Annotated in this window: 22 protein-coding genes; 10 read left to right on the forward strand and 12 right to left on the reverse strand. The window is 34.5% G+C overall.

Going from position 1 to position 24,244, the window contains the following annotated elements; genetic code table 11:
- The first annotated feature begins 5 nt into the window (after window positions 1–5).
- A complete protein-coding gene (locus tag JM658_RS13295) occupies window positions 6–1,499 on the forward strand; it encodes a TrkH family potassium uptake protein (RefSeq protein ID WP_236959767.1) in 1,494 nt (497 codons plus the stop codon).
- Window positions 1,500–1,696: 197 nt separating this feature from the next.
- Here the strand turns inward: JM658_RS13295 and JM658_RS13300 are convergent, their stop codons facing one another.
- Together JM658_RS13300 and JM658_RS13305 are read right to left on the reverse strand one after the other, a co-directional pair.
- A complete protein-coding gene (locus JM658_RS13300) occupies window positions 1,697–2,884 on the reverse strand; it encodes a pyridoxal phosphate-dependent aminotransferase (RefSeq protein ID WP_236959768.1) in 1,188 nt (395 codons plus the stop codon).
- A gap of 15 nt (window positions 2,885–2,899) precedes the next feature.
- Window positions 2,900–4,006, reverse strand: a complete 1,107-nt coding sequence (locus JM658_RS13305; protein WP_236959769.1) for a fatty acid desaturase family protein — start codon at window positions 4,004–4,006, stop codon at window positions 2,900–2,902.
- 143 nt (window positions 4,007–4,149) lie between these two features.
- On the opposite strand from JM658_RS13305, the gene rsmG reads away from it, so the two are divergent.
- Entirely contained in the window at window positions 4,150–4,788 is a 639-nt protein-coding gene (gene rsmG / locus JM658_RS13310; RefSeq protein WP_236959770.1) for a 16S rRNA (guanine(527)-N(7))-methyltransferase RsmG, read from the forward strand.
- 3 nt (window positions 4,789–4,791) lie between these two features.
- Here rsmG and JM658_RS13315 read toward each other — a convergent pair whose 3' ends face one another.
- The 5 genes from JM658_RS13315 to JM658_RS13335 form a co-directional block, all read right to left on the reverse strand.
- Complete coding sequence (locus tag JM658_RS13315; RefSeq protein ID WP_236959771.1) at window positions 4,792–5,055, reverse strand: hypothetical protein; 264 nt, start codon at window positions 5,053–5,055, stop codon at window positions 4,792–4,794.
- Between the two features lie 174 nt (window positions 5,056–5,229).
- Window positions 5,230–6,858 (reverse strand): L-glutamate gamma-semialdehyde dehydrogenase, encoded by a 1,629-nt coding sequence (gene pruA, locus JM658_RS13320; protein WP_236959772.1) that lies wholly within the window; start codon window positions 6,856–6,858, stop codon window positions 5,230–5,232.
- A 90-nt stretch (window positions 6,859–6,948) separates the two neighbouring features.
- Window positions 6,949–7,335, reverse strand: coding sequence for a Co2+/Mg2+ efflux protein ApaG (apaG, locus tag JM658_RS13325; RefSeq protein WP_236959773.1), 387 nt, complete (start codon window positions 7,333–7,335; stop codon window positions 6,949–6,951).
- Window positions 7,336–7,340: 5 nt separating this feature from the next.
- Window positions 7,341–8,429 (reverse strand): DUF3667 domain-containing protein, encoded by a 1,089-nt coding sequence (locus tag JM658_RS13330; RefSeq protein WP_236959774.1) that lies wholly within the window; start codon window positions 8,427–8,429, stop codon window positions 7,341–7,343.
- Between the two features lie 12 nt (window positions 8,430–8,441).
- A complete protein-coding gene (locus JM658_RS13335) occupies window positions 8,442–9,698 on the reverse strand; it encodes a type IX secretion system plug protein (RefSeq protein WP_236959775.1) in 1,257 nt (418 codons plus the stop codon).
- Window positions 9,699–9,857: 159 nt separating this feature from the next.
- On the opposite strand from JM658_RS13335, the gene JM658_RS13340 reads away from it, so the two are divergent.
- The 6 genes from JM658_RS13340 to nqrF are packed head-to-tail and all read left to right on the forward strand — an operon-like array spanning window position 9,858 to window position 15,779.
- Complete coding sequence (locus JM658_RS13340; RefSeq protein ID WP_236959776.1) at window positions 9,858–11,201, forward strand: Na(+)-translocating NADH-quinone reductase subunit A; 1,344 nt, start codon at window positions 9,858–9,860, stop codon at window positions 11,199–11,201.
- Between the two features lie 13 nt (window positions 11,202–11,214).
- A complete protein-coding gene (locus tag JM658_RS13345; RefSeq protein ID WP_236959777.1) occupies window positions 11,215–12,372 on the forward strand; it encodes an NADH:ubiquinone reductase (Na(+)-transporting) subunit B in 1,158 nt (385 codons plus the stop codon).
- A gap of 2 nt (window positions 12,373–12,374) precedes the next feature.
- On the forward strand, window positions 12,375–13,097 hold the full coding sequence (gene nqrC, locus JM658_RS13350; protein WP_236959778.1) for an NADH:ubiquinone reductase (Na(+)-transporting) subunit C: 723 nt from the start codon (window positions 12,375–12,377) through the stop codon (window positions 13,095–13,097).
- Between the two features lie 5 nt (window positions 13,098–13,102).
- Window positions 13,103–13,825, forward strand: a complete 723-nt coding sequence (locus tag JM658_RS13355; protein WP_236959779.1) for an NADH:ubiquinone reductase (Na(+)-transporting) subunit D — start codon at window positions 13,103–13,105, stop codon at window positions 13,823–13,825.
- Window positions 13,826–13,852: 27 nt separating this feature from the next.
- Window positions 13,853–14,467 carry an NADH:ubiquinone reductase (Na(+)-transporting) subunit E gene (nqrE, locus tag JM658_RS13360; RefSeq protein ID WP_178951583.1) on the forward strand — a complete coding sequence of 205 codons (615 nt, stop codon included), beginning with the start codon at window positions 13,853–13,855 and terminating at the stop codon, window positions 14,465–14,467.
- A gap of 19 nt (window positions 14,468–14,486) precedes the next feature.
- The gene (gene nqrF / locus JM658_RS13365; RefSeq protein WP_236959780.1) at window positions 14,487–15,779 is read left to right on the forward strand and encodes an NADH:ubiquinone reductase (Na(+)-transporting) subunit F; all 1,293 of its coding nucleotides are present in this window, start codon (window positions 14,487–14,489) and stop codon (window positions 15,777–15,779) included.
- A gap of 216 nt (window positions 15,780–15,995) precedes the next feature.
- Here nqrF and JM658_RS13370 read toward each other — a convergent pair whose 3' ends face one another.
- On the reverse strand, window positions 15,996–17,843 hold the full coding sequence (locus JM658_RS13370) for a vWA domain-containing protein (protein WP_236959781.1): 1,848 nt from the start codon (window positions 17,841–17,843) through the stop codon (window positions 15,996–15,998).
- Between the two features lie 218 nt (window positions 17,844–18,061).
- On the opposite strand from JM658_RS13370, the gene JM658_RS13375 reads away from it, so the two are divergent.
- On the forward strand, window positions 18,062–18,421 hold the full coding sequence (locus tag JM658_RS13375) for a Na(+)-translocating NADH-quinone reductase subunit F (RefSeq protein ID WP_236959782.1): 360 nt from the start codon (window positions 18,062–18,064) through the stop codon (window positions 18,419–18,421).
- Entirely contained in the window at window positions 18,402–19,445 is a 1,044-nt protein-coding gene (locus tag JM658_RS13380) for an FAD:protein FMN transferase (RefSeq protein ID WP_236959783.1), read from the forward strand. Before JM658_RS13375 ends, JM658_RS13380 begins: the two co-directional genes overlap by 20 nt.
- A gap of 18 nt (window positions 19,446–19,463) precedes the next feature.
- On the opposite strand, the gene JM658_RS13385 is transcribed toward JM658_RS13380, so the two are convergent.
- The 4 genes from JM658_RS13385 to JM658_RS13400 all read right to left on the reverse strand — a co-directional run bounded on the left by JM658_RS13385 (window position 19,464) and on the right by JM658_RS13400 (window position 24,242).
- A complete protein-coding gene (locus tag JM658_RS13385; RefSeq protein WP_236959784.1) occupies window positions 19,464–20,240 on the reverse strand; it encodes a class I SAM-dependent methyltransferase in 777 nt (258 codons plus the stop codon).
- 8 nt (window positions 20,241–20,248) lie between these two features.
- Window positions 20,249–21,064, reverse strand: coding sequence for a type I methionyl aminopeptidase (gene map, locus JM658_RS13390; protein WP_236959785.1), 816 nt, complete (start codon window positions 21,062–21,064; stop codon window positions 20,249–20,251).
- A 307-nt stretch (window positions 21,065–21,371) separates the two neighbouring features.
- Complete coding sequence (locus JM658_RS13395; protein WP_236959786.1) at window positions 21,372–23,678, reverse strand: M1 family metallopeptidase; 2,307 nt, start codon at window positions 23,676–23,678, stop codon at window positions 21,372–21,374.
- Window positions 23,679–23,741: 63 nt separating this feature from the next.
- Complete coding sequence (locus JM658_RS13400; RefSeq protein ID WP_236959787.1) at window positions 23,742–24,242, reverse strand: DUF6702 family protein; 501 nt, start codon at window positions 24,240–24,242, stop codon at window positions 23,742–23,744.
- Window positions 24,243–24,244 lie beyond the last annotated feature (2 nt).

Below are 24,244 nucleotides of genomic sequence, written 5' to 3' on the forward strand. Positions count from 1 at the left end.
TCTTTATGAAAAGACTAAATACTAAAATAATTTTTCATTTTATGGGGCTTTTATTGCTCTGTAATGGTGGCTTTATGATCCTATCTGCTATTGTTAGTGGGTTGTATAAAGATGGAGCTACGTTGGAAATTAGTTTTGCTGGAATTACAACCGTTTTTTTAGGAGTCCTTTTAATGTATGTTACTAAAGAACATAAAAAGGAAATTAAGAAAAGAGAAGGATATATGATTGTTTCCTTCGGATGGGTTTTTATGACGCTTTCTGGAATGTTGCCTTATCTTTTTACAGGATCGATCCCATCTGTTACCAATGCTTTTTTCGAAACAATGAGTGGTTATACTACCACAGGGGCGTCTATTTTAAATGATATTGAAGTGCTTCCTGAAGGGATTTTGTTTTGGCGAAGTACTACGCATTGGATAGGGGGAATGGGAATTATAGTTTTGGCTATTGCGATTTTGCCTTTATTAGGAATAGGAGGGATGCAGCTTTTTGCAGCGGAAGCTCCTGGACCAAGTGCAGATAAGTTACACCCAAGGATTACAGACACAGCTAAACGTTTGTGGTTTATTTATGTTGGGTACACATTGGCGGAAACGTTGCTTCTAAAGCTTGCAGGAATGAATTTCTTTGATGCGATAAACCATGCAATGGCAACGCTTTCTACGGGAGGTTTCTCTACAAAGAATGCTAGTTTAGCTTATTGGAATGATAATCCGTTAATAGAGTATATTGTTATCTTCTTTATGTTTGTAGCTGGAGCAAACTTTGTTTTAAGTTATTTTATGTTTAAGGGGAAAGTCCGTAAAATAATTGAAGATTATGAGTTTCGGTTTTACGCATTATTAGTTGGTTGTGTAACTGTTATAGCTACTTTGGTTATTTATTTTAAGGCGAATGTGCCGGTTAGTGAGTACCACCCTATGGTTTTCGGAATGGCAGAAAGCTCATTTAGACATGCTTTATTTCAAGTGATTTCTGTAATTACGACTACAGGGTTTGTAACTGCAGATTTTACAAGTTGGACTCCTTTTCTAACTATTGTTTTCTTCGGATTGATGTTTGTAGGAGGATCAGCTGGCTCTACTGCAGGGGGGGTGAAAGTAGTGAGGCATTTACTTATGATAAAAAATGGTTTGTTGGAGTTTAAAAGAACTTTACACCCAAATGCAATTATTCCTGTGAGATATAACGGAAAAACGGTGCCAGAGAATATCATTTATAATATTTTAGGGTTCTTTATTATTTACATGCTACTTTTTATAACGGGAGCGGTGGTTTTAGGAGCTTTAGGATTGGATTTTGAATCTGCAATTGGAGGTTCTGCATCTTCATTAGGGAATATAGGGCCAGGTTTAGGTTCGTTACATCCGCTTACAAATTTTGATTCACTACCGATGCTTGGTAAATGGTGGTGTTCTTTTCTGATGCTTTTAGGGAGGTTAGAATTGTTTACAGTATTAATACTGTTTTCTCCTTTTTTCTGGAAGCGTACTTAAATTATATTTAGAAGAATCAATACGCCTACAATGTATAAAGGGGGTTTTCCCCCTTATAATTAATTAGGTAAGTTTATATATTTACACCCTACATTTCTCAATAAGCAATGATGAGAATTTGAGGGAATTAAGTTTAAAAAAAGCGAAGTGGAGACTTCGCTTTTTTGTTTTTATAATAATATGTAAAAGTGTTTTCCTTAAGAAAGCACCTCTTTTATTCTCTTTATAGCTTCTATTAAGCTTTCTTCAGAAGCAGCATAAGATATTCTAATACAGTTTGGATTTCCAAAAGCTTCACCAGTAACTGTAGCTACATTAGCTTCTTCTAGAAGTAGTAAAGAAAAGTCTGATGCATTTTCAATCTTTTTACCTCTTATTGTTTTTCCGAAGAAATCAGAGATGTTTGGAAATACATAAAAAGCACCTTCAGGAACATTAAGTTGGAAGCCTTTTATCTCTCCCAATAAACCTAATACAAGGTCTCTTCTTTCGTGGAACTTATCAATCATGTATTTTATCTCGCTAACAGGAGCTTCTAATGCAGTAATAGTAGCTCTCTGAGCAATACAGTTTGCACCACTTGTAATCTGACCTTGCATTTTGTTGCATGCTCTTGCTATCTTCTCAGGAGCTCCGATATATCCAATTCTCCAACCTGTCATAGCAAATGCTTTAGACACACCATTTACAGTAACAGTTCTGTCGTACATTCCGTCTATAGAAGCTATACTTGTATGACCATCACCGAAGTTAATGTGTTCATAGATTTCATCAGAAACAATAATAATATTTGGGTGTTTTCTTAAAACTACAGCTAAAGATTCTAATTCTTCTTTACTGTAAACAGATCCACTTGGATTACAAGGTGAGCTGTACCAAATCATTTTCGTTTTAGGAGTGATAGCAGCTTCTAGTTGTTCTGCTGTCATTTTAAAGTCGTTTTCAATTGAAGTTTGTACTTCAACAGGAACTCCTTCAGCAATTTTTACAATATCTGAATAGCTTACCCAGTATGGAGCAGGAAGAATAACTTCATCTCCTGGGTTTATAACTGTAAGAGCAACATTAGCTAACGATTGTTTAGCTCCTGTAGATACTACAATCTGGTTAGGTGTATATGTTAAGTTGTTATCTCTTTTAAATTTATTGATAATAGCAGCCTTTAAGTCAGCATAACCATCTACAGGAGAGTAGCTATTGTAATTGTCGTCAATTGCTTGCTTGGCAGCATCTTTAATAAATTCTGGAGTGTTAAAGTCAGGTTCTCCAAGGCTTAAGCCTATTATATCTTTACCCTCGGCTTTTAGTTCTCTTGCTTTTGCAGCCATGGCAAGTGTTGCAGAAGTTGCCATGTTTAAAACTCTTTCAGATAATAATTGTGTCATAAAATGAAATTGTGTTTAGTTGTAAACATACGTAGGTTTTTCACCTAATGCTTTTAAATGTTTGAAATGCGAAATTATAGCTTTTCTTGTAGTTTCATACTCGTAGTATGGTAAATTAAACTCTCCCGCAGTTTCTTTAACAATTTTAGCAATATTTGTGTAATGTATGTGGCTAATGTTAGGAAAAATATGATGCTCTACTTGGTGGTTTAAACCTCCAGTAAACCAATTTACAATCTTGTTTTTTGTAGCAAAATTAGTAGTTGTAAATAACTGGTGTATTGCCCAAGTATTCTTTACAGTTCCCGCTTCATCTGGTAATACTGTGTCTGCATTTTCTACGATATGTGCTAATTGGAATACCATGCTTAATATTAATCCAGCAGTGTAATGCATAACGAAGAATCCGATTAATACTTTCCACCATGCTAAATCGATAAAAAACATTGGGATAGCAATCCAAACAGTTATGTAGATAATTTTTGTAATGATTAATACACTCCATTCTTTGGCAGGGTTCGGAAATTTACCGTATGATAATTTTTTCTTCATGTACCTTCTCATTTGTTTAAAGTCGGTAGTTATAGCCCAGTTAAGCGTTAGAAGTCCATATAGGAATACAGAATAGTAATGTTGAAATCTATGCATTTTACTCCATTTAGAATGCTCGCTGAATCTTATGATTCTTCCTGCATCTAAGTCTTCATCATGACCAGGGATATTTGTGTAGGTATGGTGAAGTACATTGTGTTGTACCTTCCAGTTATATACATTTCCAGCAAGGATGTAGATGCTGGCTCCCATTACTTTATTGATCCATTTTTTAGATGAATATGATCCATGATTTCCGTCATGCATAACATTCATTCCAACTCCTGCCATTCCAATTCCAATTACAATTGTAAGCAATAATTGTAACCATTGGTTCATGTCTATGGTTAGGATTAAAAAATATGGAACTAAGAAAATAGCAAACATTATCGCCGTTTTGAGATAAAGTTTCCAGTTTCCAGTTTTTTTAATATTGTTTTCGTGGAAATAATTGTTAACTCTTGTGTTTAAAGTTTTAAAAAACTTTGCTGGGTCTTTTCTAGAAAACCTAATATTCTTACTCGCGTTCATAAGCATTTATTCATTTTTTCTTTGACAGGTTTTGTGTAAAGAAATGTAGTAAACAAAAATAGACATTAATTAAGTGTTTAACGTCTTAAAAAGTTGAAAAGTGCGCGTATTATTCCCTATTTTTGTTAAAATTTCAGAAAATAATGTCAGTAGCGATTATAGATAAGTATTTTCCTTCTTTAACTGAAGATCAAGTTGCTAAGTTTTTAAAACTTGAAGCTTTGTATAAAGACTGGAATAGTAAGATTAATGTTATCAGCAGGAAAGATATAGATGAGTTATATGTAAGACATGTACTGCATTCTCTAGGTATTGCCAAAGTGCAACCTTTTCTTCCTGGATCTTCTATTTTAGATGTAGGTACTGGTGGTGGTTTTCCTGGAATTCCACTTGCTATTTTATTTCCAGAAACTCAATTCTATTTAATTGATGCAATTGGTAAAAAAATTACTGTTGTAAATGAAGTAGCACAGGCCTTGAAACTTGAAAATGTAACTGCAGAGCAAATTCGTGCTGAAAAGGTGAAATCTGAATTTGATTTTATAGTGAGTAGAGCTGTTACAAATATGCCAGATTTTGTAAAATGGGTAAAAGGAAAAGTGAAAAAGAATTCTCAACACACTCTTAAAAATGGAATTTTATATTTAAAGGGTGGGGATTTAAGTGAAGAGCTAGCCATTTATAAAACGGCTAAGATCTTCAACTTGCCTGACTATTTTGAGGAAGATTTCTTCGAAACCAAAAAAGTGGTTCACCTTCCTTTAAAATATACCGGTAAATAAAAATTACATTCTTAACATTGAGTTATACGTATAGCGCCAACTTTCTAAAAAGTGCTTCACATACTGTGTCTTTCTTTTTAGGAAGCTAGGGCGTGCTTTTTTTCTAAGCTTATCCTCGAAAGCTTCGATCTTTCTTAAGAGCGTATTTTTATTCTTTGCAATAAACACACGTTCTACTTCTGTAGTTTCTCTCTTATTACCTTTTGTAGTATCTAGTATTGAGTATTTGATACTCAGAATACATCTTTTTTGTTCATCTTTCATCATCTTCAGCTTTTTTGTTTAAACACAAAGATACACATAATTTACAATTAAGACACAATTTGGTAACATTAAGTTAACATTAGAAATATTTTATTTCTGATAATCAGTTGTTTGTGTAAATTAAAAAAGCCCTTGAGTTTACTTTCAAGGGCTTTTAAAATTATATGTAATGCCAATTTATTCTCCTAAGAAAGGATATCTATAATCTACTGGACTAACAAAAGTTTCTTTTATTAATCTAGGTGATACCCAGCGTAATAAATTCTGTGATGAACCAGCTTTATCATTTGTTCCTGAAGCTCTAGCTCCTCCAAATGGTTGTTGTCCTACAACAGCTCCTGTTGGCTTGTCATTGATATAGAAGTTTCCAGCAGAATTTTGTAATGCAGTTGTTGCTTCTTCAATAGTATATCTACATGCTGAGAAAACAGCACCAGTTAAACCATATTCAGAAGTTCCATCTACTAATTCTAGTGTTTCACTCCATTTATCATCTTCATAAATATATATAGTAACAACTGGTCCGAAAAGCTCGGTAGTCATTGTTTTATATTTTGGGTCTGTAGTAACGATAACCGTTGGAGTAACAAAGTATCCTTTAGATTTATCGTATGTACCACCAGCATGAATTCTAGCGTCTTTATCTTCTTTAGCTTGATCGATATAACTAGCAAGCTTGTCAAAAGAACCTTCATGAATTACGGCAGTAATAAAGTTCTCCATATTATTAGGAGCTCCTATTTTGAAAGACTCAACGTCAGTTTTTACGTAATCTAGAACTTCATCAGCAATAGATTTAGGTAAATAAACACGAGAAGCAGCGCTACATTTCTGTCCTTGGAACTCAAAAGCACCTCTAGAAATAGCAGTAGCTACTTGTTTTGGATTAGAAGAAGGGTGAGCAATGATAAAATCTTTACCTCCTGTTTCTCCAACAATTCTCGGGTATGTTTTATAGATGTCGATATGATTTCCAATTTTCTTCCAAATTCCTTTAAAGACATTTGTAGAACCTGTAAAGTGAATTCCAGCAAAATCTGGACTTTCAATAACAGTATTGGTAATCATTTCTGGGTCTCCATATACAACATTAATCACACCGTCTGGTAATCCAGCTTCTTTAAATATATCTACAATTACTTTTGCAGAATATACTTGACTGTCGCTAGGCTTCCATAAAACAACGTTCCCCATCATAGCTGCACTAGCAGGAAGATTTCCAGCAATAGCAGTAAAGTTAAAAGGAGTAATAGCGTATACAAAACCTTCAAGCGGTCTGTATTCTACACGATTCCAAATTCCATCATCAGATTTTGGCTGATCGCTGTAGATTTTTGCCATATATTCTACGTTGAATTTCAAGAAATCGATCAACTCGCAAGCTGAATCTATCTCCGCTTGATGAATATTTTTCGATTGCGCTATCATTGTAGCAGCATTTATTTTAGCTCTGTAAGGGCCAGCGATTAAATCTGCAGCCTTTAAGAAAATTGCAGCTCGTTGTTCCCAATTTAAAGCAGCCCATTTTTTTCTAGCCTCAAGATTGTTAGCTATAGCTTTATCAATATGAGACTTTTCTGCAAGATGGTATTTACCAACTATATGCTGATGGTCGTGTGGAGGAGACAGAGGTTTGGTGTTTCCTGTTTTAATTTCTTCACTTCCAATGTAAAGTGGGATGTCTACTGTGCTGTTAAACATTTCATCGTACTGTTTTAGTACTGATTCTCTCTCAGGAGATCCTGGAGCGTAAGTTTTAACAGGTTCGTTGATTGCCGGAGGGACATTAAAAAAGCCTTTACCCATACTTTCTGTATTTATTGAATTAAATAATTTAATCAAAGGTACTAAATGCAGAAGGGTTTAAAAAGTAAAATAATGTTAAAGAATATATCCCTAATTAAGAGCAAAAGGAGCGCATAATTTAAATGTAGGAATAATAACTCTAAATTTTCTTGTAGAAGTGAAATTTACCATGTTGTAATGACCTCTCATAGCTCCAATTGGAGAGGTTAGTAAGCAGCCTGAAGTGTAAGTGTGTGAATCTCCAGGTTTTAAAACTGGTTTTTTCCCTATTACACCCTCTCCGTCAACGATTTCAACGTCATTAAGCGCGTCGAATATTTGCCAGTGGCGAGAGGTAAGTTGTACAGAATCCTTGCTTTGGTTTTCAATAGTAATCTTATACCCAAAAGCATAATGCATCTTGTAGTTCTTGAAGAATGCACCTTCAAAACTAGTCTTGACAGAAATTTTTATGCCTTTAGTTATTTGTGTAATCATGTAAATTAGTATGTGTAAATGCCTACTAGAACTATTGTTACTATTGATATTGTAGCTAAAATAAGGAAAATTGTATTAATATAAATGAATTTAACAATTGTTTTAATTCTAGACTCTTTATAGAAACCCCTCATGGACTTGTAAAGGTAGATGAGAAAGGCGAGGAAAGCTATAATGTGTAAATCTTGATTAAATGCCCATTTTGTGATTAGGCATACTATTAGTAAAAGTGTAAATAGTGTTTGTGTATGAAAACTAAAGATTAAATGGTCTATGTATTGGTACTTTTCGAATGAGTAAATAATCCATATAAAGATCGAGTAAAATGGCAAAAAGAAGAAAATAATGAAAGGAAGTTTTGATATTAAATTAGCAAAAAAACTTCCAGGATTATGATATGTTTTGTGAGCACTTTTTGCAATATTAAAAGTTACTCTGTTTTCTATTGAAGGAGAAATCTTTAGTTGGGTAATAGCATTATCGTAGTTAAAATACTTATCCCTTTGGATGTCTTCATAAAAATATTCCGTTTTTTCATACATCCTTTTTATGAAAAGCTTTTCGTTTAATTTTTCAAAAAAAACAGATGGAGGGTCCGTAGTGTTAATCTCTCGTTTTGGACTGTATTTTTTTAAAAGTGAGTCAATTGTATTTTTCTCATTTTCAGAAATCATTGTTTTCTTAAGAGAATTGACAGTATTTTCAATGAATAGGCTGTCTTTTATAATAGATTCATTTATTGTATTGTTTGCTTGGTCAAAATCGCTACTGTAACTTATCATTAAAAAGTATAAAATAGTGATGCTAAGAAAAAACCGAAAAGGATTGGTGTAGGTTGCTCGCTTTCCATTTACGTAATCCCTTGTTATTTTTCCTGGTTTTAAAATTAATGTGGCGAGGGTTTTATGGAGCTTAGAATCGTAAGAGAAAATGCTAGATAGGAACTCTTCAATCAGATGAAATATAGAAAGCTTCTTGGAACTATTTTTTTGTCCGCAGTTAGGACAAAAAGCATCGCTCTTGTCGAGAGGCATCTCGCAATTAAGGCACTTGTTTGTTCTGTGTTTTAAAGAAGGTGCGTGTCTCTTTTCCATTCAGTAAAAAAACTAATTAGATATGTTGACAGAAGAAGCGCTTCCAACACCAATAACGCTATCATAAATGTCTCCAAAATCTCTATAGTATACAATGACTGTATAGTTATTTTCCGTCTCCCAATGACTGCCGCTAATAAAGTTTAAGTCTGCAATGCCATTTTCTGAAACTTTCACATATTTATAGTTGTAAAACCCTTGCTTAAGAAGGATTGCAGTTTTTAGCGTGTTTGTTTTTGGGTCTAACTTTAGTAGGTTTTCGTCTGATAATTCGTAATTATTAAATTTCCCGTAAACGTATATTTTATCCAATCCTATGGTGTTGTCGTAGGCTAGGCTAAAGCGTATAAAAGAGTAATCTGCTTCTCGGTTTACATCTTGATTGTCGCCATCTATTGTGCGGATATAAAAGTCTCCGTTAATATCTGGATTATAGGTGTAAGCAAGTTCTTTTCGAGGTTCGTTTGTGTATAAATAATGATTATATCTGTTAGTGAGGTTTACTCTTGCAATGCTGTTGTTGGCAACTCTTATTTCTTTAGTGTCAAACCAATAATACTCGTTGCCGCCTTCAAAAGAAGTTTCGATATCGTATTTGTAAATAAGCTGGTTTTGCGACATAAATTGAGGTTTAATTCCAGTGATTACATAATTGAAATTGCTGTTCTGTAAGATGGCTACTTTAACCTCTTGTTGCGGATTAATAATTTCGAAATCTGGAGAATTAATAAGGAACTCAAGGCGCTGTAATTTGTCAATATTTTTCATGTTTCTCGACCGTTTTGCTATAACACCAACATTAACAGCGTCTTTGTAAACAATAAATCGGCGAGAGAAAATCAGGTTTCCAGCATTATCTTTTATTTTTAAAATATAGTTTCCGGTAACACGAAGCTTCGTCTGTTGGTTAGGGAGTGTGAGTTGGTAATTGGTGTATGGCTGAATGGTGGCTAAAGAATTATCGTATGTTATAATTCGTTGATCATCAACCCCAACTAGAAATTGTGATTTTAGGAGTTTAGAAGGTGTCCAGTCGTAATTACAATGTTCAATTTCATAATAATAATCTTTTTCGTCAGCGTATAAATCATCAAAAGTAAGAGTGATAGTTTCTCCAACTTTTACGATAGGAAACTGGTCTCCTTCTGCGCTAGATTTAAGCACAATAGACTTGATATTTTCAGGAGGCGGCATCTCGATTTGTACTTGAGAAAAAGAGATGTTTCCTATAAAAAAAAGTATAACGAAAAGGTTATAGTTGAATTTCATTAGTAAAAAAATTTGAGGATAAATATACATAAAATACCTACCAAGGCTACAATGTAGTAAGATGCTCCTTAAAAATATAGGTTTTTATTATGCGAACTATGTTTTAATTATTAAATTTGCACGAATTTTTGAGTTAACTAATTTCATTAGATAGATAGCATGTCAAACGACATTAAGATTAGAAAAGGCTTAGATATTAAGCTGAAAGGTGAGGCGGAAAAATTAATTTCTGATGCGCCAAGATCTAAAAACTTCGCTATTAAGCCAACTGACTTCCATGGTGTAACACCAAAGATGGTTGTTAAAGTGGGAGAGTCTGTAAAAGCTGGAGATATTATTTTTTATTCTAAGTACAATGAGCAAGTGAAATTTGTTTCACCTGTAAGTGGTACTTTAAAAGAAGTAAAGCGAGGCGCAAAGCGAAGAATTTTAGAGGTTGTTGTAGAAGCTGATGCAGCGGATACGTACAAGGATTTTGGTTCAAAAGACATCGAAAGTATGTCTGGAGAAGAAGTTAAACAACACATCCTAGATAGCGGGTGTTGGCCTTTTATTAAGCAAAGACCTTACGATATTGTAGCAAATCCAGATGATGCCCCTAAGGCGATTTTTATTTCAGGTTTAGCAACAGCGCCATTGGCAGCTGATGTTGAGTTTGCATTAGGAAAACGCAAAGAGGAATTCCAAATTGGATTGAATGCAATTTCAAAACTAACTACAGGGAAAACACATCTCTCGATTGATAAAAGATCGGCTTCATTTTTTAATGAGGTAAAAGGTGTGCAGATGCATAAAGTATCTGGTCCACATCCTGCGGGGAATGTTGGGGTTCAAATACATCACATAGATCCAATAAATGCTGGAGAACGTGTTTGGGTAATTAATCCTGAAGATGTAGCTATTATTGGTTCGTTGTTTAAAACCGGAAAATTCGATGCAACTCGTGTAGTTGCCGTAGCTGGAACAGAAGCGCCTAAAGCTCAATATTACAGGCTTAAAATAGGATCTAATGTTAAAGATGTAGTTGGTCAATTACCTGCAAATGTTAGAATTATTAGCGGAGATGTCCTTACAGGAGATAAGATAGCTAATGATGCTTTTGTTGGGTATTATAGCAATACAATTACTTTAATTCCAGAAGGGGATAATTATAGAATGTTTGGATGGTTGCCATTTAAAGATAATAATATTCCTAGTATGTCTAAAACATCACTTTCTTGGTTATTTCCAAATAAGAAATATACGGTTAATACCAACTTAAATGGAGAAGAGAGAGCTTTAGTTGTTACTGGAGAAATGGAAAAAGTATTACCAATGGATGTATATCCTATGCAACTTCTTAAAGAGTGTATGGTACTTAATATTGAAAAAATGGAAAACTTAGGGATTTACGAAGTAGCTCCTGAAGATTTTGCATTAGTAGATTATGTAAGTACTTCCAAACTTGAAGCACAAGCTATTATTAGAGAAGCTTTGGATGTAATGATAAAAGAAGTTGGTTAATAAAAACTAAGATATGAACGCTTTAAGAAAAAAGTTAGATCAACTAAAAAAGCCTTTTAACAAAGGTGAGAAGTGGGAGAAAATGGCACCTGCTTTTAATGCATTCGATACCTTTTTGTTTGTGCCAAATCATACAACCAAACAAGGGGCGCATATTCGTGATGCAGTAGATTTAAAAAGAACAATGATCACCGTAGTTTTAGCGCTAATACCAGCTTTAATTTACGGAATATATAATGCAGGTTACCAACACTTCTCTCAGTTAGGAGAAGCATTTACTTTTTGGGATGCTTTTGCTCATGGAGCATGGAAAGTATTACCAATGGTAGCTGTATCTTATATAGTAGGACTAGGAATAGAATTCGTTTTTGCTATTTACAGAGGACACGAAGTGAATGAAGGGTATTTGGTTACTGGGTTGTTAATCCCAATGATTATGCCTGTAGATATTCCACTTTGGATGGTAGCTGTTTCTGTAGCTTTTGCAGTATTAATTGGAAAGGAAGCTTTTGGAGGTACTGGAATGAATATTTTAAATCCAGCATTAACAGCAAGAGCATTCGCATTCTTTGCATATCCTACATTTATGTCGGGTAACAAAGTATGGGTTTCGGAAGCAACTAATGTAGATGCTATTTCTGGAGAAACAATATTAGGAACGTTAGCTGCTGGGAAAGAAGTAGCATATAACTCATGGTCTATGTTCTCTGGAGCAATTCCAGGGTCTATTTCAGAAACATCAACACTATGGATATTAGTGGGGGCTGCAATATTGATCCTTACAGGAATTGGAAGTTGGAGAATTATGGTAGGAGGAGCAATTGGAGCTGCATTTATGGGGTTCTTATTCAACCTTTGGAGTGCTAACGATTTGATGGCTTTTCCTTGGTATCAACAAATGCTAGTTGGAGGTTTCGCTTTCGGACTTGTGTTTATGGCTACAGATCCAGTATCGGCAGCTCAAACACTAAAAGGAAAGTGGATTTATGGAATATTGATTGGAATCTTTAGTATCATGATTCGTGTATTTAATCCAGCATATCCAGAAGGAGTAATGTTGGCAATTTTACTGATGAATGTATTTGCTCCAACAATAGATCATTATGTTATTCAATCAAGCATCACTAGAAGAAAGAAACGTTTATCTACCGCTACGGTTAAATCAGCTTAATTATGAATAGAGATAGTAACGCATATACTTTTATATTCGCAGGAATTATGGTTGTTATTGTTGCTTCGGCTTTGGCCTTTGCTGCAACATCTTTACAGCCTATTCAAGCTAAGAATATAAAAATCGAAAAAATGCAAAACATTCTTGCTACTATTGGTATCGAAGCTTCTAAAGAAGAGGCAGAAGAAACATACCATAAGTATATTAAAGAAGAGATTGCATTAGATAACAAAGGTGAAGTTAAAACAGATGTGGAAGCATTTAAAATTGACTTAGCCAAAGAGGTTAAAAAAGACGAAGACAAACAGCGTTTTCCGTTGTATGTTGCAGATGTTGAAGGAGAGAAATATTATGTTATTCCACTTAGAGGTGCCGGACTATGGGACGCTATTTGGGGATATGTATCTTTAGAATCAGACATCAATACAGTAAAAGGAGCAGTTTTTGATCATAAAGGGGAAACTCCTGGACTTGGTGCAGAAATTACACAAGCTTGGTTTCAAAAGAGATTTGAGGAAGAAAAGATTTATGATGAGTCTGGTAACTTCGTTGGAATCACTGTACAGAAAGGATATTCTGGAGGTAATGACAAGGATGATAATGCTGTAGATGCTATTTCCGGAGCAACAATTACTGGAGATGGTGTTACGCAAATGATCCAAAAAAGGTTAAAGTATTACCTTTCTTATCTTAAAAAAGAGAATTCTAAAGTAGCTTTAAAATAATTATGATGGCTGATACTAAAAACAAAAAAGAGAAATCACCTGTGGTGCTTTTTGTAGCTGAAGAAAAAGAGCCACTTTTCTCTAAGAAAAACAGAAAATTATTATCGGATCCTTTAAATGATAATAACCCGATTACTGTTCAGGTATTGGGAATTTGTTCTGCACTAGCAATTACGGTTCAATTAAAACCATCTATTGTAATGGCAATTGCCGTTATGGTGGTAATGGCTTGTAGTAACGTTATCGTTTCTTTAATTAGAAATCTAATTCCAAATCGTATTCGTATTATCGTTCAGTTGGTAATTGTTGCGGCTTTGGTAATTTTGGTAAACGAGGTGCTTAAAGCATATGCTTACGATGTGAGTAAAGAACTTTCGGTATTCGTAGGACTTATTATAACCAACTGTATTGTAATGGGACGTTTAGAAGCTTTCGCTTTAGCAAACAAACCATGGAGATCATTCTTAGATGGAATAGGGAATGCAGCAGGTTACGGTTTAATTCTTATTATCGTTGCTTTTTTCCGTGAGCTATTAGGGTCAGGAAAATTATTAGGATTTGAAGTTCTAGGACATAAAGGAGCTACAGTAGCAGAATCTACAGGATTATATGCTATGGGGTATGAAAACAACGGATTGATGTTGTTATCTCCAGCGGCTCTATTAGTAGTAGGGGTGATCATCTGGATCCAACGTTCTAGAAATAGAGAACTAATCGAAAAAAATTAAGTAGCACGCTTATCAAAAAATAATAAAATGGAATACGTAAACCTTTTTGTAAGAAGTATTTTTATTGAGAACATGATTTTCGCCTATTTCTTGGGGATGTGTTCTTATCTAGCGGTTTCTAAAACAGTAAAAACTGCAGTAGGTTTAGGAGCTGCTGTAATTTTCGTTTTAGCAATCACAGTACCAATAAACTTCTTGTTAGATAACTATTTATTAAAACCTGGAGCTTTAACTTGGTTAAGTCCAGAATATGCAAATATCGACTTGAGTTTCTTAAGTTTTATCATGTTTATTGCGGTAATCGCATCCATGGTACAGTTAGTAGAGATGATTGTAGAGAAATTTGCACCAGCACTTTATGGAGCCCTAGGTATTTTCTTACCACTTATTGCGGTAAACTGTGCAATCCTTGGAGGTTCTTTATTTATGCAACAGAAAGATTTCGGAGGAGTATCCGAAGCTGCTGTTTATGGATTAGGTTCTGGAGTGGGTTGGTTCTTGGCAATTCTTGCAATTGCTGCAATTAGAGAGAAAATAACATACTCAAATGTTCCAGCTCCATTAAGAGGATTAGGAATTACTTTTATCATAACAGGACTTATGGCACTTGGTTTCATGAGTTTTATGGGAATTAAATTATAAATCTTATTAGTAAAAGCATATGGATTATTCAGTAATCATAGCAAGTTTAATAGTATTCTTAACACTAATTTTTTTATTGGTTATTATATTATTACTTGCCAAGGCCAAGCTGGTACCTTCTGGTCCTGTTACCTTAAAAATTAACGGAGAAAAAGATGTTGAGGTTTCTTCAGGAGGAACGTTATTATCAACATTAGGAGACAATAAAATATTCTTACCATCTGCATGTGGAGGTGGTGGTACTTGTATCCAATGTAAATGTGTTGTAGAAGAAGGAGGAGGAGAAATCCTTCCTACAGAAGCTCCACACTTTACACGTAAAGAGATAGCAGAAGGATGGCGTCTTGGATGTCAAGTTAAAGTAAAACAAGACATGGTAATCGAAGTTCCTGAAGAGGTATTCGGTATCAAGAAATGGGAAGCAGAAGTTGTTCGTAACTGGAACGTTGCCTCTTTTATTAAAGAGTTTGTAGTACGTCTTCCAGAAGAAATGGACTACCAAGCAGGAGGGTATATTCAAATTGAAATACCACCAGTAGAAGTAGACTTTAAAGATTTCGATATTACTGCGCATCCAGAGGAGCATGACGATCCTAAGAAATTTCAATTGGAGTGGGATAAGTTTAACTTATGGCCATTAAAAATGAAAAATAGTGAAACTGTAGAGAGAGCTTACTCAATGGCTTCTTACCCTGCAGAAGGAAGAGATATCATGTTGAACGTTCGTATTGCGACTCCACCATGGGATCGTAATAAAAATGGATGGATGGATGTAAACCCAGGGGTTGCTTCATCTTTTATCTTCTCTAAGAAGGCAGGAGATAAGGTTACAATTTCAGGACCTTATGGAGAGTTCTTCATCAATCCAAGTGAATCAGAAATGCTTTATGTAGGTGGTGGAGCAGGTATGGCGCCAATGCGTTCTCACTTGTATCACTTATTCAAAACATTAAAAACGGGTAGAAAAGTGACTTACTGGTATGGTGGTCGTTCTAAAAGAGAGCTTTTCTATACTGAGCACTTTAGAGCTTTAGAGAGAGATTTCCCTAACTTTAAATTTTACATCGCTTTATCAGAACCTTTAGAGGAAGATAACTGGAAAGTAAAAGAAAATATAGACGATGAAGGAGATGGATTTGTAGGGTTTGTTCACCAAGTGGTAATAAACAACTATTTAGATCATCATGAAGCTCCAGAAGATATAGAATTCTATTTCTGTGGACCTCCTTTAATGAACAAAGCCGTTGAAAAAATGTGCGACGATTTTGGTGTTCCACCAGAGAATGTACGTTTCGATGACTTTGGAGGATAAACAAAGTATATAAATTATTAAAATCGGCTACTAGAAATAGTAGCCGATTTTGTTTTTAATAATCACCTGTAGTAGTTACTCTCTCTTTATTTTATGGGAGCATGATGTTTGTTTTGTATTAGCAGTTGCTGTTGCCCGCTTTTCCTACTACACACCAGACTAAAAAAAGTCTGGTGGGGTAGCACGTTCAATCGGGGCTAGTAGCTAATGCTATTTTTATTTGGTTTCCTGTTTTGGATTGTAATTATAACTCTTCATAAGACGAATAAATTCAGAACGGTATCCTTGGTTGTCTTTTCCTTTGTTTTGTTCAGCTATATTAATAATTTCATCTTTTGTAACTCCGTTAAGGTAGTCAGAATCTCTTAAATACATTCCCCACATTGCAACAGCTGCTGCAAAATTGTAATCGCTATTAGTCTTTGTATGTTCATCCTTTACGGTTTCTATAATTTCTTTGCTAGTATCGCCATCAGGTTTTTTATATCTAAAGCGTACGGTTAACAATTCGTCATTATATTTATTTGTAGGGCTTGTTTTAGTGTATTTAAGGCTATCTATACCTTTTAAGTATTTACTATCTACTCCAGCAGGAATAAGTTCATATAAAGCCGTTACTGTATGTCCGCTCCCAAGTTCTCCAGCATCTTTTGTATCGTCTTTAAAATCTTCATCGTTTAGCAGTCTATTTTCATAACCTATCAAACGATATGCTTTTACTTTATTAGGATTAAATTCCACTTGTATTTTTACATCCTTAGCAATTGTATACAGTGTACCGCCAAATTCTGTTCCCAATACGCGTTGCGCTTCTTGCATGGTGTCGATATATGCATAATTTCCATTTCCTTTGTCTGCTAATGTTTCCATTTTAGAATCTTTATAATTTCCCATTCCAAATCCTAAACAAGTTAAGAATACGCCACCTTCACGTTTCTCTTCTATTAAATCTTCCATTTCCTTATCGCTCGACGGGCCTACATTAAAATCTCCATCTGTTGCTAGAATAATTCTATTGTTCCCATTTTTAATAAAATTCTCTTCCGCAGTTTTATAAGCTAGTGATAAACCTTCGCCGCCAGCTGTAGAACCTCCAGCTTCCAATTTGTCTAAAGCTTCCAAAATTTTATTTTTATCCTTACCCGATGTAGGAGGTAATACCAAACCAGATGCGCTTGCATATACAACAATGGAAACCATGTCTTCTGGTCTTAATTGATTAACCAATAGTTTGTATGCTGATTTTAATAATGGAAGTTTATTGCTAGCATTCATAGATCCAGAGACATCTATTAGAAAAACTAAATTAGAAGCTGGAATATTCTCTAACGGGACTTCTTTTCCTTTGATTCCTATTTTGATTAGCTCATGTTTTTCATTCCATGGAGTTTTATTTAAAGTTGTTTCAATAGAAAAAGGATCTTTCCCGCTAGGTTGCTTATAATCGTAATTAAAATAATTAATAAGCTCTTCAGTTTTTATAGCGTCTGTAGGGATTTCCTCTCCGTTATTTATCATTCTTCTCATATTGCTATACGAAGCTTTGTCTACATCAATAGAAAATGTAGAAAGTGGTTTATAGTTTACTTGAAGAAATCCATTTTCATTTATTTCAGCATAACTTTCAGTGTTTACAGGTTGCGTTTCATAGCCAATTAAGCTTTGTTTCATCAATTTTTGGTCTTGAACGACTACGATTGCTTCAGAAGCTCTTGGAGGTGGAGGGGTAGTTCTAATTTGATCATTTATAGTTACAATTTCTTCTAGTTCTACTTGATCAGCTTCGAGTTTTACATTTATAATTTTATCATTAGATTTTACTTTCACCTCTTTTGTAAGCATCCCAATATAGGAGAATACCAAAATATCTCCAGTTTCAGCTTTTAAAGTGTAATTACCATCAAAGTCTGTATGAGCAGTTGTTTTAGTGTTTTTTATCAGAATATTCACCCCCGGCAGCCCTGTGCCATCATTTGCATCGGTTACTTTTCCGCTTATAGTTTTTGTCTGCGCACTCATTAAAGTAGTGGCTAGTGAGAATAGAAGAATGTATAATGGTTTCATAAAATAAAGATTTTCAGTTTATTGAGGAAAATCAAGTATTGTGCCAAATAAAAAATGCGAATGTTTCTTGTGTGAAAAGGATTATTAAAAAAGTTTGCTACGGAGCAAATAGAATTGGGAGTATATCAGAAAGATTTATGTATTTTTGCGACATATTTTATATGTGCAAAAGGCAATAGTAATAGCGCAATAAATCAGTATACTGAAAAGATATTATTATGTTAGAGGAATTTACAGAACAAGAACTTCATAATTTAGCTATGAATGTTGTTGGTAAAGATATAGAGAAGCAAGGGTTTGAGTTTATCTCTGTAAATAGCCAGCTTAAAAAGGATCCTCAATTTGTATGTTTAAAAAATAAGAAGCTTCATTTTATAGTTGTAAAAGCTATTCTTTATCCTGATAATCCTGAAAAATACAACGTTACTTATATGGAAACCATGCGTGCGCATGCGTTAAAATTTAAGGCGCGTACTTTTTTTGCTGGAGTGGGAATTGCAAATGCAAAAGATTATGAGGCGCCAATTAAAAAAGGAGAAAAATATATAACTAATTATAATGGGATCATTGAAATCTAACTGGGGCTTTTCGTTAATATTTATATTAAGTTTATTTTTTATAGGGTGTTCGCAGACAGAGAGTGAGCCTAATTTTAAAACAGAACAAGGCTATGCTTTAGGGACTACATATACTATAAAATATGAGATTGAAAACGATAGTGTAAGTCTTAAACCTCAGATAGAGGCCGTTTTTGATACGGTAAATAAATCAATGTCTACCTATTTACCAACCTCAGATATTTCTGCAATCAATAGAGGAGATACCACTGTTGTGGTAGATAAGTATTTTGTAGAAGTTTTTATGAAGGCAAAAGAAGTATGGAGAAAAACAGGTGGTTTTTTTGATCCTACAATCGGTGCTTTAGCAAATGCTTGGGGTTTTGGTCCTGAGATGGCAATAGATCATATGGAAGCTCATGAGGTTGATAGTCTGTTGCAATTAACGGGTTTTAATAAAGTTTTTATGTCTGAAGGGCATACAGTGGTTAAGAAAAATAAAGATATCTACTTAGATTTTAATGCACTAGCCAAAGGGTATACTATCGACTTAATAGGGAGAATGTTTGATGAAAATGGTGTAGATAACTATTTAATTGAACTAGGAGGGGAGATTCTAACTAGAGGAAACAGTAAGAAAACGAACAAAATAAAAAATTGGGTTGTAGCTATAGATAGTCCAGTTCAAGATAATGAACAGCGTGTTTTAATTGCCAAAGTGCAATTAAAAGATAAGGCGATGGCTACAAGCGGGAATTACAGAAAATTTAGAGTGGATAAAGAAACAGGAGAGCATTATGTGCACATTATAAATCCGCTTACAGGATATCCTCAAAAAAGTAATGTGTTAAGTGTCTCTGTAGTTGCAAAAACATGTATGGTAGCAGATGCTTATGCTACAGCATTAATGGTAATGCCTTTAGATAAAGCAAAGGAACTTTTAAAAGAGACTCCAGAAATCGAAGCCTATATGATTAGTGCAGATAGAGATGGAGATCTTGTAGAGTATAAAACAAAAGGATTCCAAGAGCTACTTATCGAGTAAAGAAGCAACTTCTTTAAATTATTTGATAGGCTTAAAGCAAACGGGAATAATCTCATTTGGATTAAGGGCATACTTTTCTACCTGTTCTGGGGTCAATTCTGTTTTGGCATAATGAACTTCATGGACATCGAAACCTACATTTCTAAGTCGATCAAAATAATCTAGGCCATATACACGCACATGATCGTATTGCCCAAAAATTTCAGCACGTTTTTTTCTATCTACAATACTATCGTCTTCAAAGGTTTTTTCTCTTTGGATGTCTTGAGGAATTTGAAAAATACCCCAACCTCCAGGTTTTAGGACTCTAAAAAGCTCTTCCATCGCTTTTTTATCGTCTTTAATGTGTTCTAAAACATGGTTGCAAAGAATAACATCGTAAGAGTTGTCTTCAAAGGGAAGATCACAAATATCTGCTTTAACATCTGCTAAAGGAGATTCTATGTCTGTAGTTGTATACGTTAAGTTTTTTAGCTTTTTAAAACGTTTGTAAAACGCTTGTTCGGGGGCAAAGTGTAAAAGTTTTAAAGGCTTAGAAAAGAAATCGGTTTCTGTTTTTAAATAAAGCCATAGCAAGCGATGTCTTTCTAAAGACAATGTTCCTGGGGCTAGCACATTATTTCTTTGTTGGCCATATCCATACGGCAAAAACGATTTAAAGCTTTTGCCGTCTATTGGATCTGTATATGTATTGCCTTTATAAATAGCTACAATAAGTGGGCGTACCCAATAGCTTAGTCTAATTAGTAAAGGTCTGGGAACCGTGTTTAAAACGAATTTGAAGAGCTTTTTCAAAAGAGAATCTATTCGGTTACTACATTTTTAAATTCGTCTTCTTCGTTGCTTGTAATTCCTAAAGCATCATAGACATATTTAAAAGTAGAAAGAATTTCAGGTTTCCCGTTTATTAATGCTACATCGTGCTCAAAGTGAGCGCTTGGTTTACCATCTGCAGTAACTATTGTCCAACCGTCTTTTAATTGCTTAATGCGGTGTGTTCCTAAATTTATCATTGGCTCGATAGCAACTACCATTCCTTCTACAAATTTCTTACCGCGACCTCTTTTACCATAGTTTGGCATTTCTGGATCTTCGTGCATCTTTTTACCTAAGCCATGGCCTACAAGTTCTCTAACAACACCGTAGCCTTCTTTTTCACAGAAATTCTGAATAGCAAAACCTACATCGCCAACGCGATTACCTATTTTAAACTCTCGGATTCCAACGTAAAGAGATTCTTTAGTGATATCTAAAAGTTTTTTGGTTTCTGGTGCTACTTCTCCTATTTCGAAGGTATAGGCGTGGTCTCCATAGAAACCACTTTTTAAAGCTCCGCAATCAACAGAAACTATATCTCCTTCTTTTAATGGAACATCGGTTGGAAGTCCGTGAACTACCGCTTCGTTTGTACTTGTAAGTAGGGTAGATGGACAACCATATAAACCTAAAAACCCAGGTTCTGCTCCTTGATCTCTTATATATTGCTCTGCAATTTTATCTAAATGTTTCGTAGTTACACCCGGTTTTATCTCTGTAGCCAACATTCCTAATGTTTTAGAAACAATAAGGGCGCTTTCTCTCATTAATTCAATTTCCTCGAGTGATTTTATCTGAATCATAGTGCGTTTTTTTAAACTGAGAATTATTTTCTGAATTGTTAATCTCATACCAAGGTGCAAAAATAAGTATTATTTTTTGTTTTGAATGAGTATGGCGGTAACAATTAAAAAAGCTAGATAGACTCGCAAGCGATTGCTTATAGCCCTGACAGAGCCAACTACCGTGTAGTGGTGAAGGCAGGCAACAGCTTCTGCTGTATTATGTATGTTAGGGCTCCTTATAAAAGCTGAAAATATATAGCAAAAGGGTATAAAAAAAGGACTATCTCAAATTGAAATAGTCCTTTAAAATTAGTTATAGAAAGTATTAGTTCTGTACTTTCTTTTTGAATTTATCGAAATCAGAATCTCCTTGTTTTTTAGGCCATGAGTTATTCTCCGTATCGATATCTGCAGTTTCTGCTTTTGGATCTACCACAATGCTTGTAATTGCTTTGTCTGTAGCGATCACTTTTTTAACCTCTTTGTCGTTCTTTCTCCAAACTTCTACAGGATATGTAATGTTTTTTGTAGTACCATCTTCGTAAGTATATTCTACGATAAGTGGCATTGGAATTCCTCCTGGTTTGTTAAAAGTAACTTCGTAGAAGTACTTAGGAGCTTCCATGTTATTTCTTTCCTGTGGAGTGAAATTATCCATTAAATACTCATTAACAGACTTGAAGTTTTCTTGTTCAGATTTTTTAGCAACTTCATTTTTGTAGTCATCACTATCTTCAGCAACAAGGTAAACTAAATCTGGAAGTTCAGATTCTGACATTCCTCTTTGCTCTAAAATCTCTCTGATACGAGCGTTTGGAGTTGAAGAAACATAGTATTTCTTAACATCTTGAACACCGATATCTACAAAGTCTGTGCTGTAGAACCATCCTCTCCAATACCAATCTAAATCTACTGCAGAAGCATCTTCCATAGTTCTAAAGAAATCTTCTGGAGTAGGATGCTTAAACATCCAACGTTGTGCGTATGTCTGGAATGCATAATCGAATAACTCAGGTCCCATTACTGTTTCTCTAAGTATATTTAGAGCAGTAGCAGGTTTTCCGTATGCATTAGCTCCCAATTGGTAAACGTTCTCTGGATTGGACATGATTGGAGCGATAAAATCTTGATCTCCTTTCATATAATCTACAATTTTAGATGGCTCTCCTCTTCTAGAAGGATATTTTCCATCTGGACCAACAGCTTCTGGATAGTTTTTTGCAAACTCTTGCTCTGCTAAATACTGGCAGAAAGTATTGATACCTTCGTCCATCCATCCCCACTGACGCTCATCTGAGTTTACAATCATTGGGAAATAGTTGTGTCCTACTTCATGAATAATAACACTTATCATTCCGTACTTCACACGGTCGCTATAGTTTCCGTCTTCATCAGGACGACCATAATTCCAGCAAATCATAGGATATTCCATTCCTTGATTTTTTGCATGAACAGAAATAGCCTTAGGATAAGGATAATCGAATGTGTGGTGTGAATATGTTTTCAATGTTTGAACAACTGCTTTTGTAGAATATTCTTCCCAAAGTGGATTCCCTTCCTTAGAATAAATAGAAACAGCCATTACTGTTTTTCCATTATTCATTTTAACAGCTTGCTGCTCCCAAATATATTTTCTTGAAGTAGTAAAAGCAAAATCACGAACGTTTTCTGCTTTTAATTTCCAAGTTTTTTTATCAGTAGAATGTCCTTTTTCGTTTTGTCTAGCTTCGCTTTCAGTAACGATAAAAACAGGTTTTGAGTATGATTTTTTAGCATCTTCATAACGATCATACATCGCATCAGAAAGTACATCTTTAGGATTTTGAAGTACTCCAGTACCATCTAAGATATGATCTGAAGGTACCGTAATATTAACTTCGTAGTTTCCGAACGGAAGTGCAAATTCTCCACTTCCCCAGAACTGATGGTTTTGCCATCCTTCTACGTCGTTATAAACAGCCATACGTGGAAAAAACTGAGCGATTACGTAGTTTTTATTTCCATCAGGAAATTCTTCATATCCACTTCTTGCTCTATCTACAAGGTGGTTGTTTACATTATACCACCACTTAATTTCGAAAGAGAATTTTTCTCCTGGCGCAAGTGGCTTGTCTAAATCTACACGCATCATCGTTTGATTGATTGTGTATGGTAAGTTTTTACCTTTTGTGTCTTTTACATGTTGGATGTTAAAACCACCATCAAAAGGAGCTTTGTAGTATTTACTAGCGAAACTAGCAGTTTCTTCTGCTGGAGGAACACCGCCACCATCTCTAAGTGGAGATTTAGAATCTTTAGCTCTTACGTTTTGATCTAACTGAACCCATAAAAACTCTAATTTATCTGGAGAGTTATTTGTGTAAGTAATAGTTTCTTCTCCGGTAAGCTTCTGAGTATCGTCGTTTAATTCGATATCCATTTTATAGTCTGCTTGCTGTTGGTAGTAAGCAGGACCTGGAGCTCCAGAACCAGTACGGTACATATTTGGAGTTGCAAACTCCTCATACATTTGTCGGAATTTGTTTGTGTTTGTGTGGCCTTGTTCTCGTTCTTTATTACCGTTTTCTTGAGCGAAAACAATACTAAAAGACAAGAAGCAAAAGCCTGCTAATAGGTACTTGAATTTGTGCATAGTTTGTTTAGAAATAAATTAGGATTGAAAATTAAATAATTTGAACTTTTTATAGGGCTAAACTTACAGTTTTAACATAGCTTTATCATTCTGTTTTATCAGCATAAAACTTTTCTTATGGTCATTGATATTAATGTGTACTACATTTTGTTGTTCTGGATAAACATCAAATAAAACTTTACTTTCTACACTGATAGATTTTATTTTTTTAGATTTTATTTTCGGAATTTCAAGATAACATTTCATAACATCTACATCGTATTCTTTTCCAATAAAATTCCAAGTAACTTCTTCTCCATTTATAGAGACAATAAACTTTTCATGAAGGTATTTTTCAATATAAGAATCTATATTTTTAAGTTCTTCTTTAGTTTTTAGTTGCGCATCGATCCCGTAGCGTTCTTTAAAGAGCTTTTCTAAGTCGTCTATAAAATAGCGCGATATCATCTGTATAGCTTGATCCTCTTCAGCGTAGTTTATATCTGTTACACTTAGATAAAACTTATGATAGATACCAAAACTAAGTAAAGGAAGGATTAATAAGAGAACTATATATTTTTTCATTT

This window comes from Joostella atrarenae, from assembly GCF_021764745.1.
Taxonomy (GTDB): Bacteria; Bacteroidota; Bacteroidia; order Flavobacteriales; family Flavobacteriaceae; genus Galbibacter; species Galbibacter atrarenae.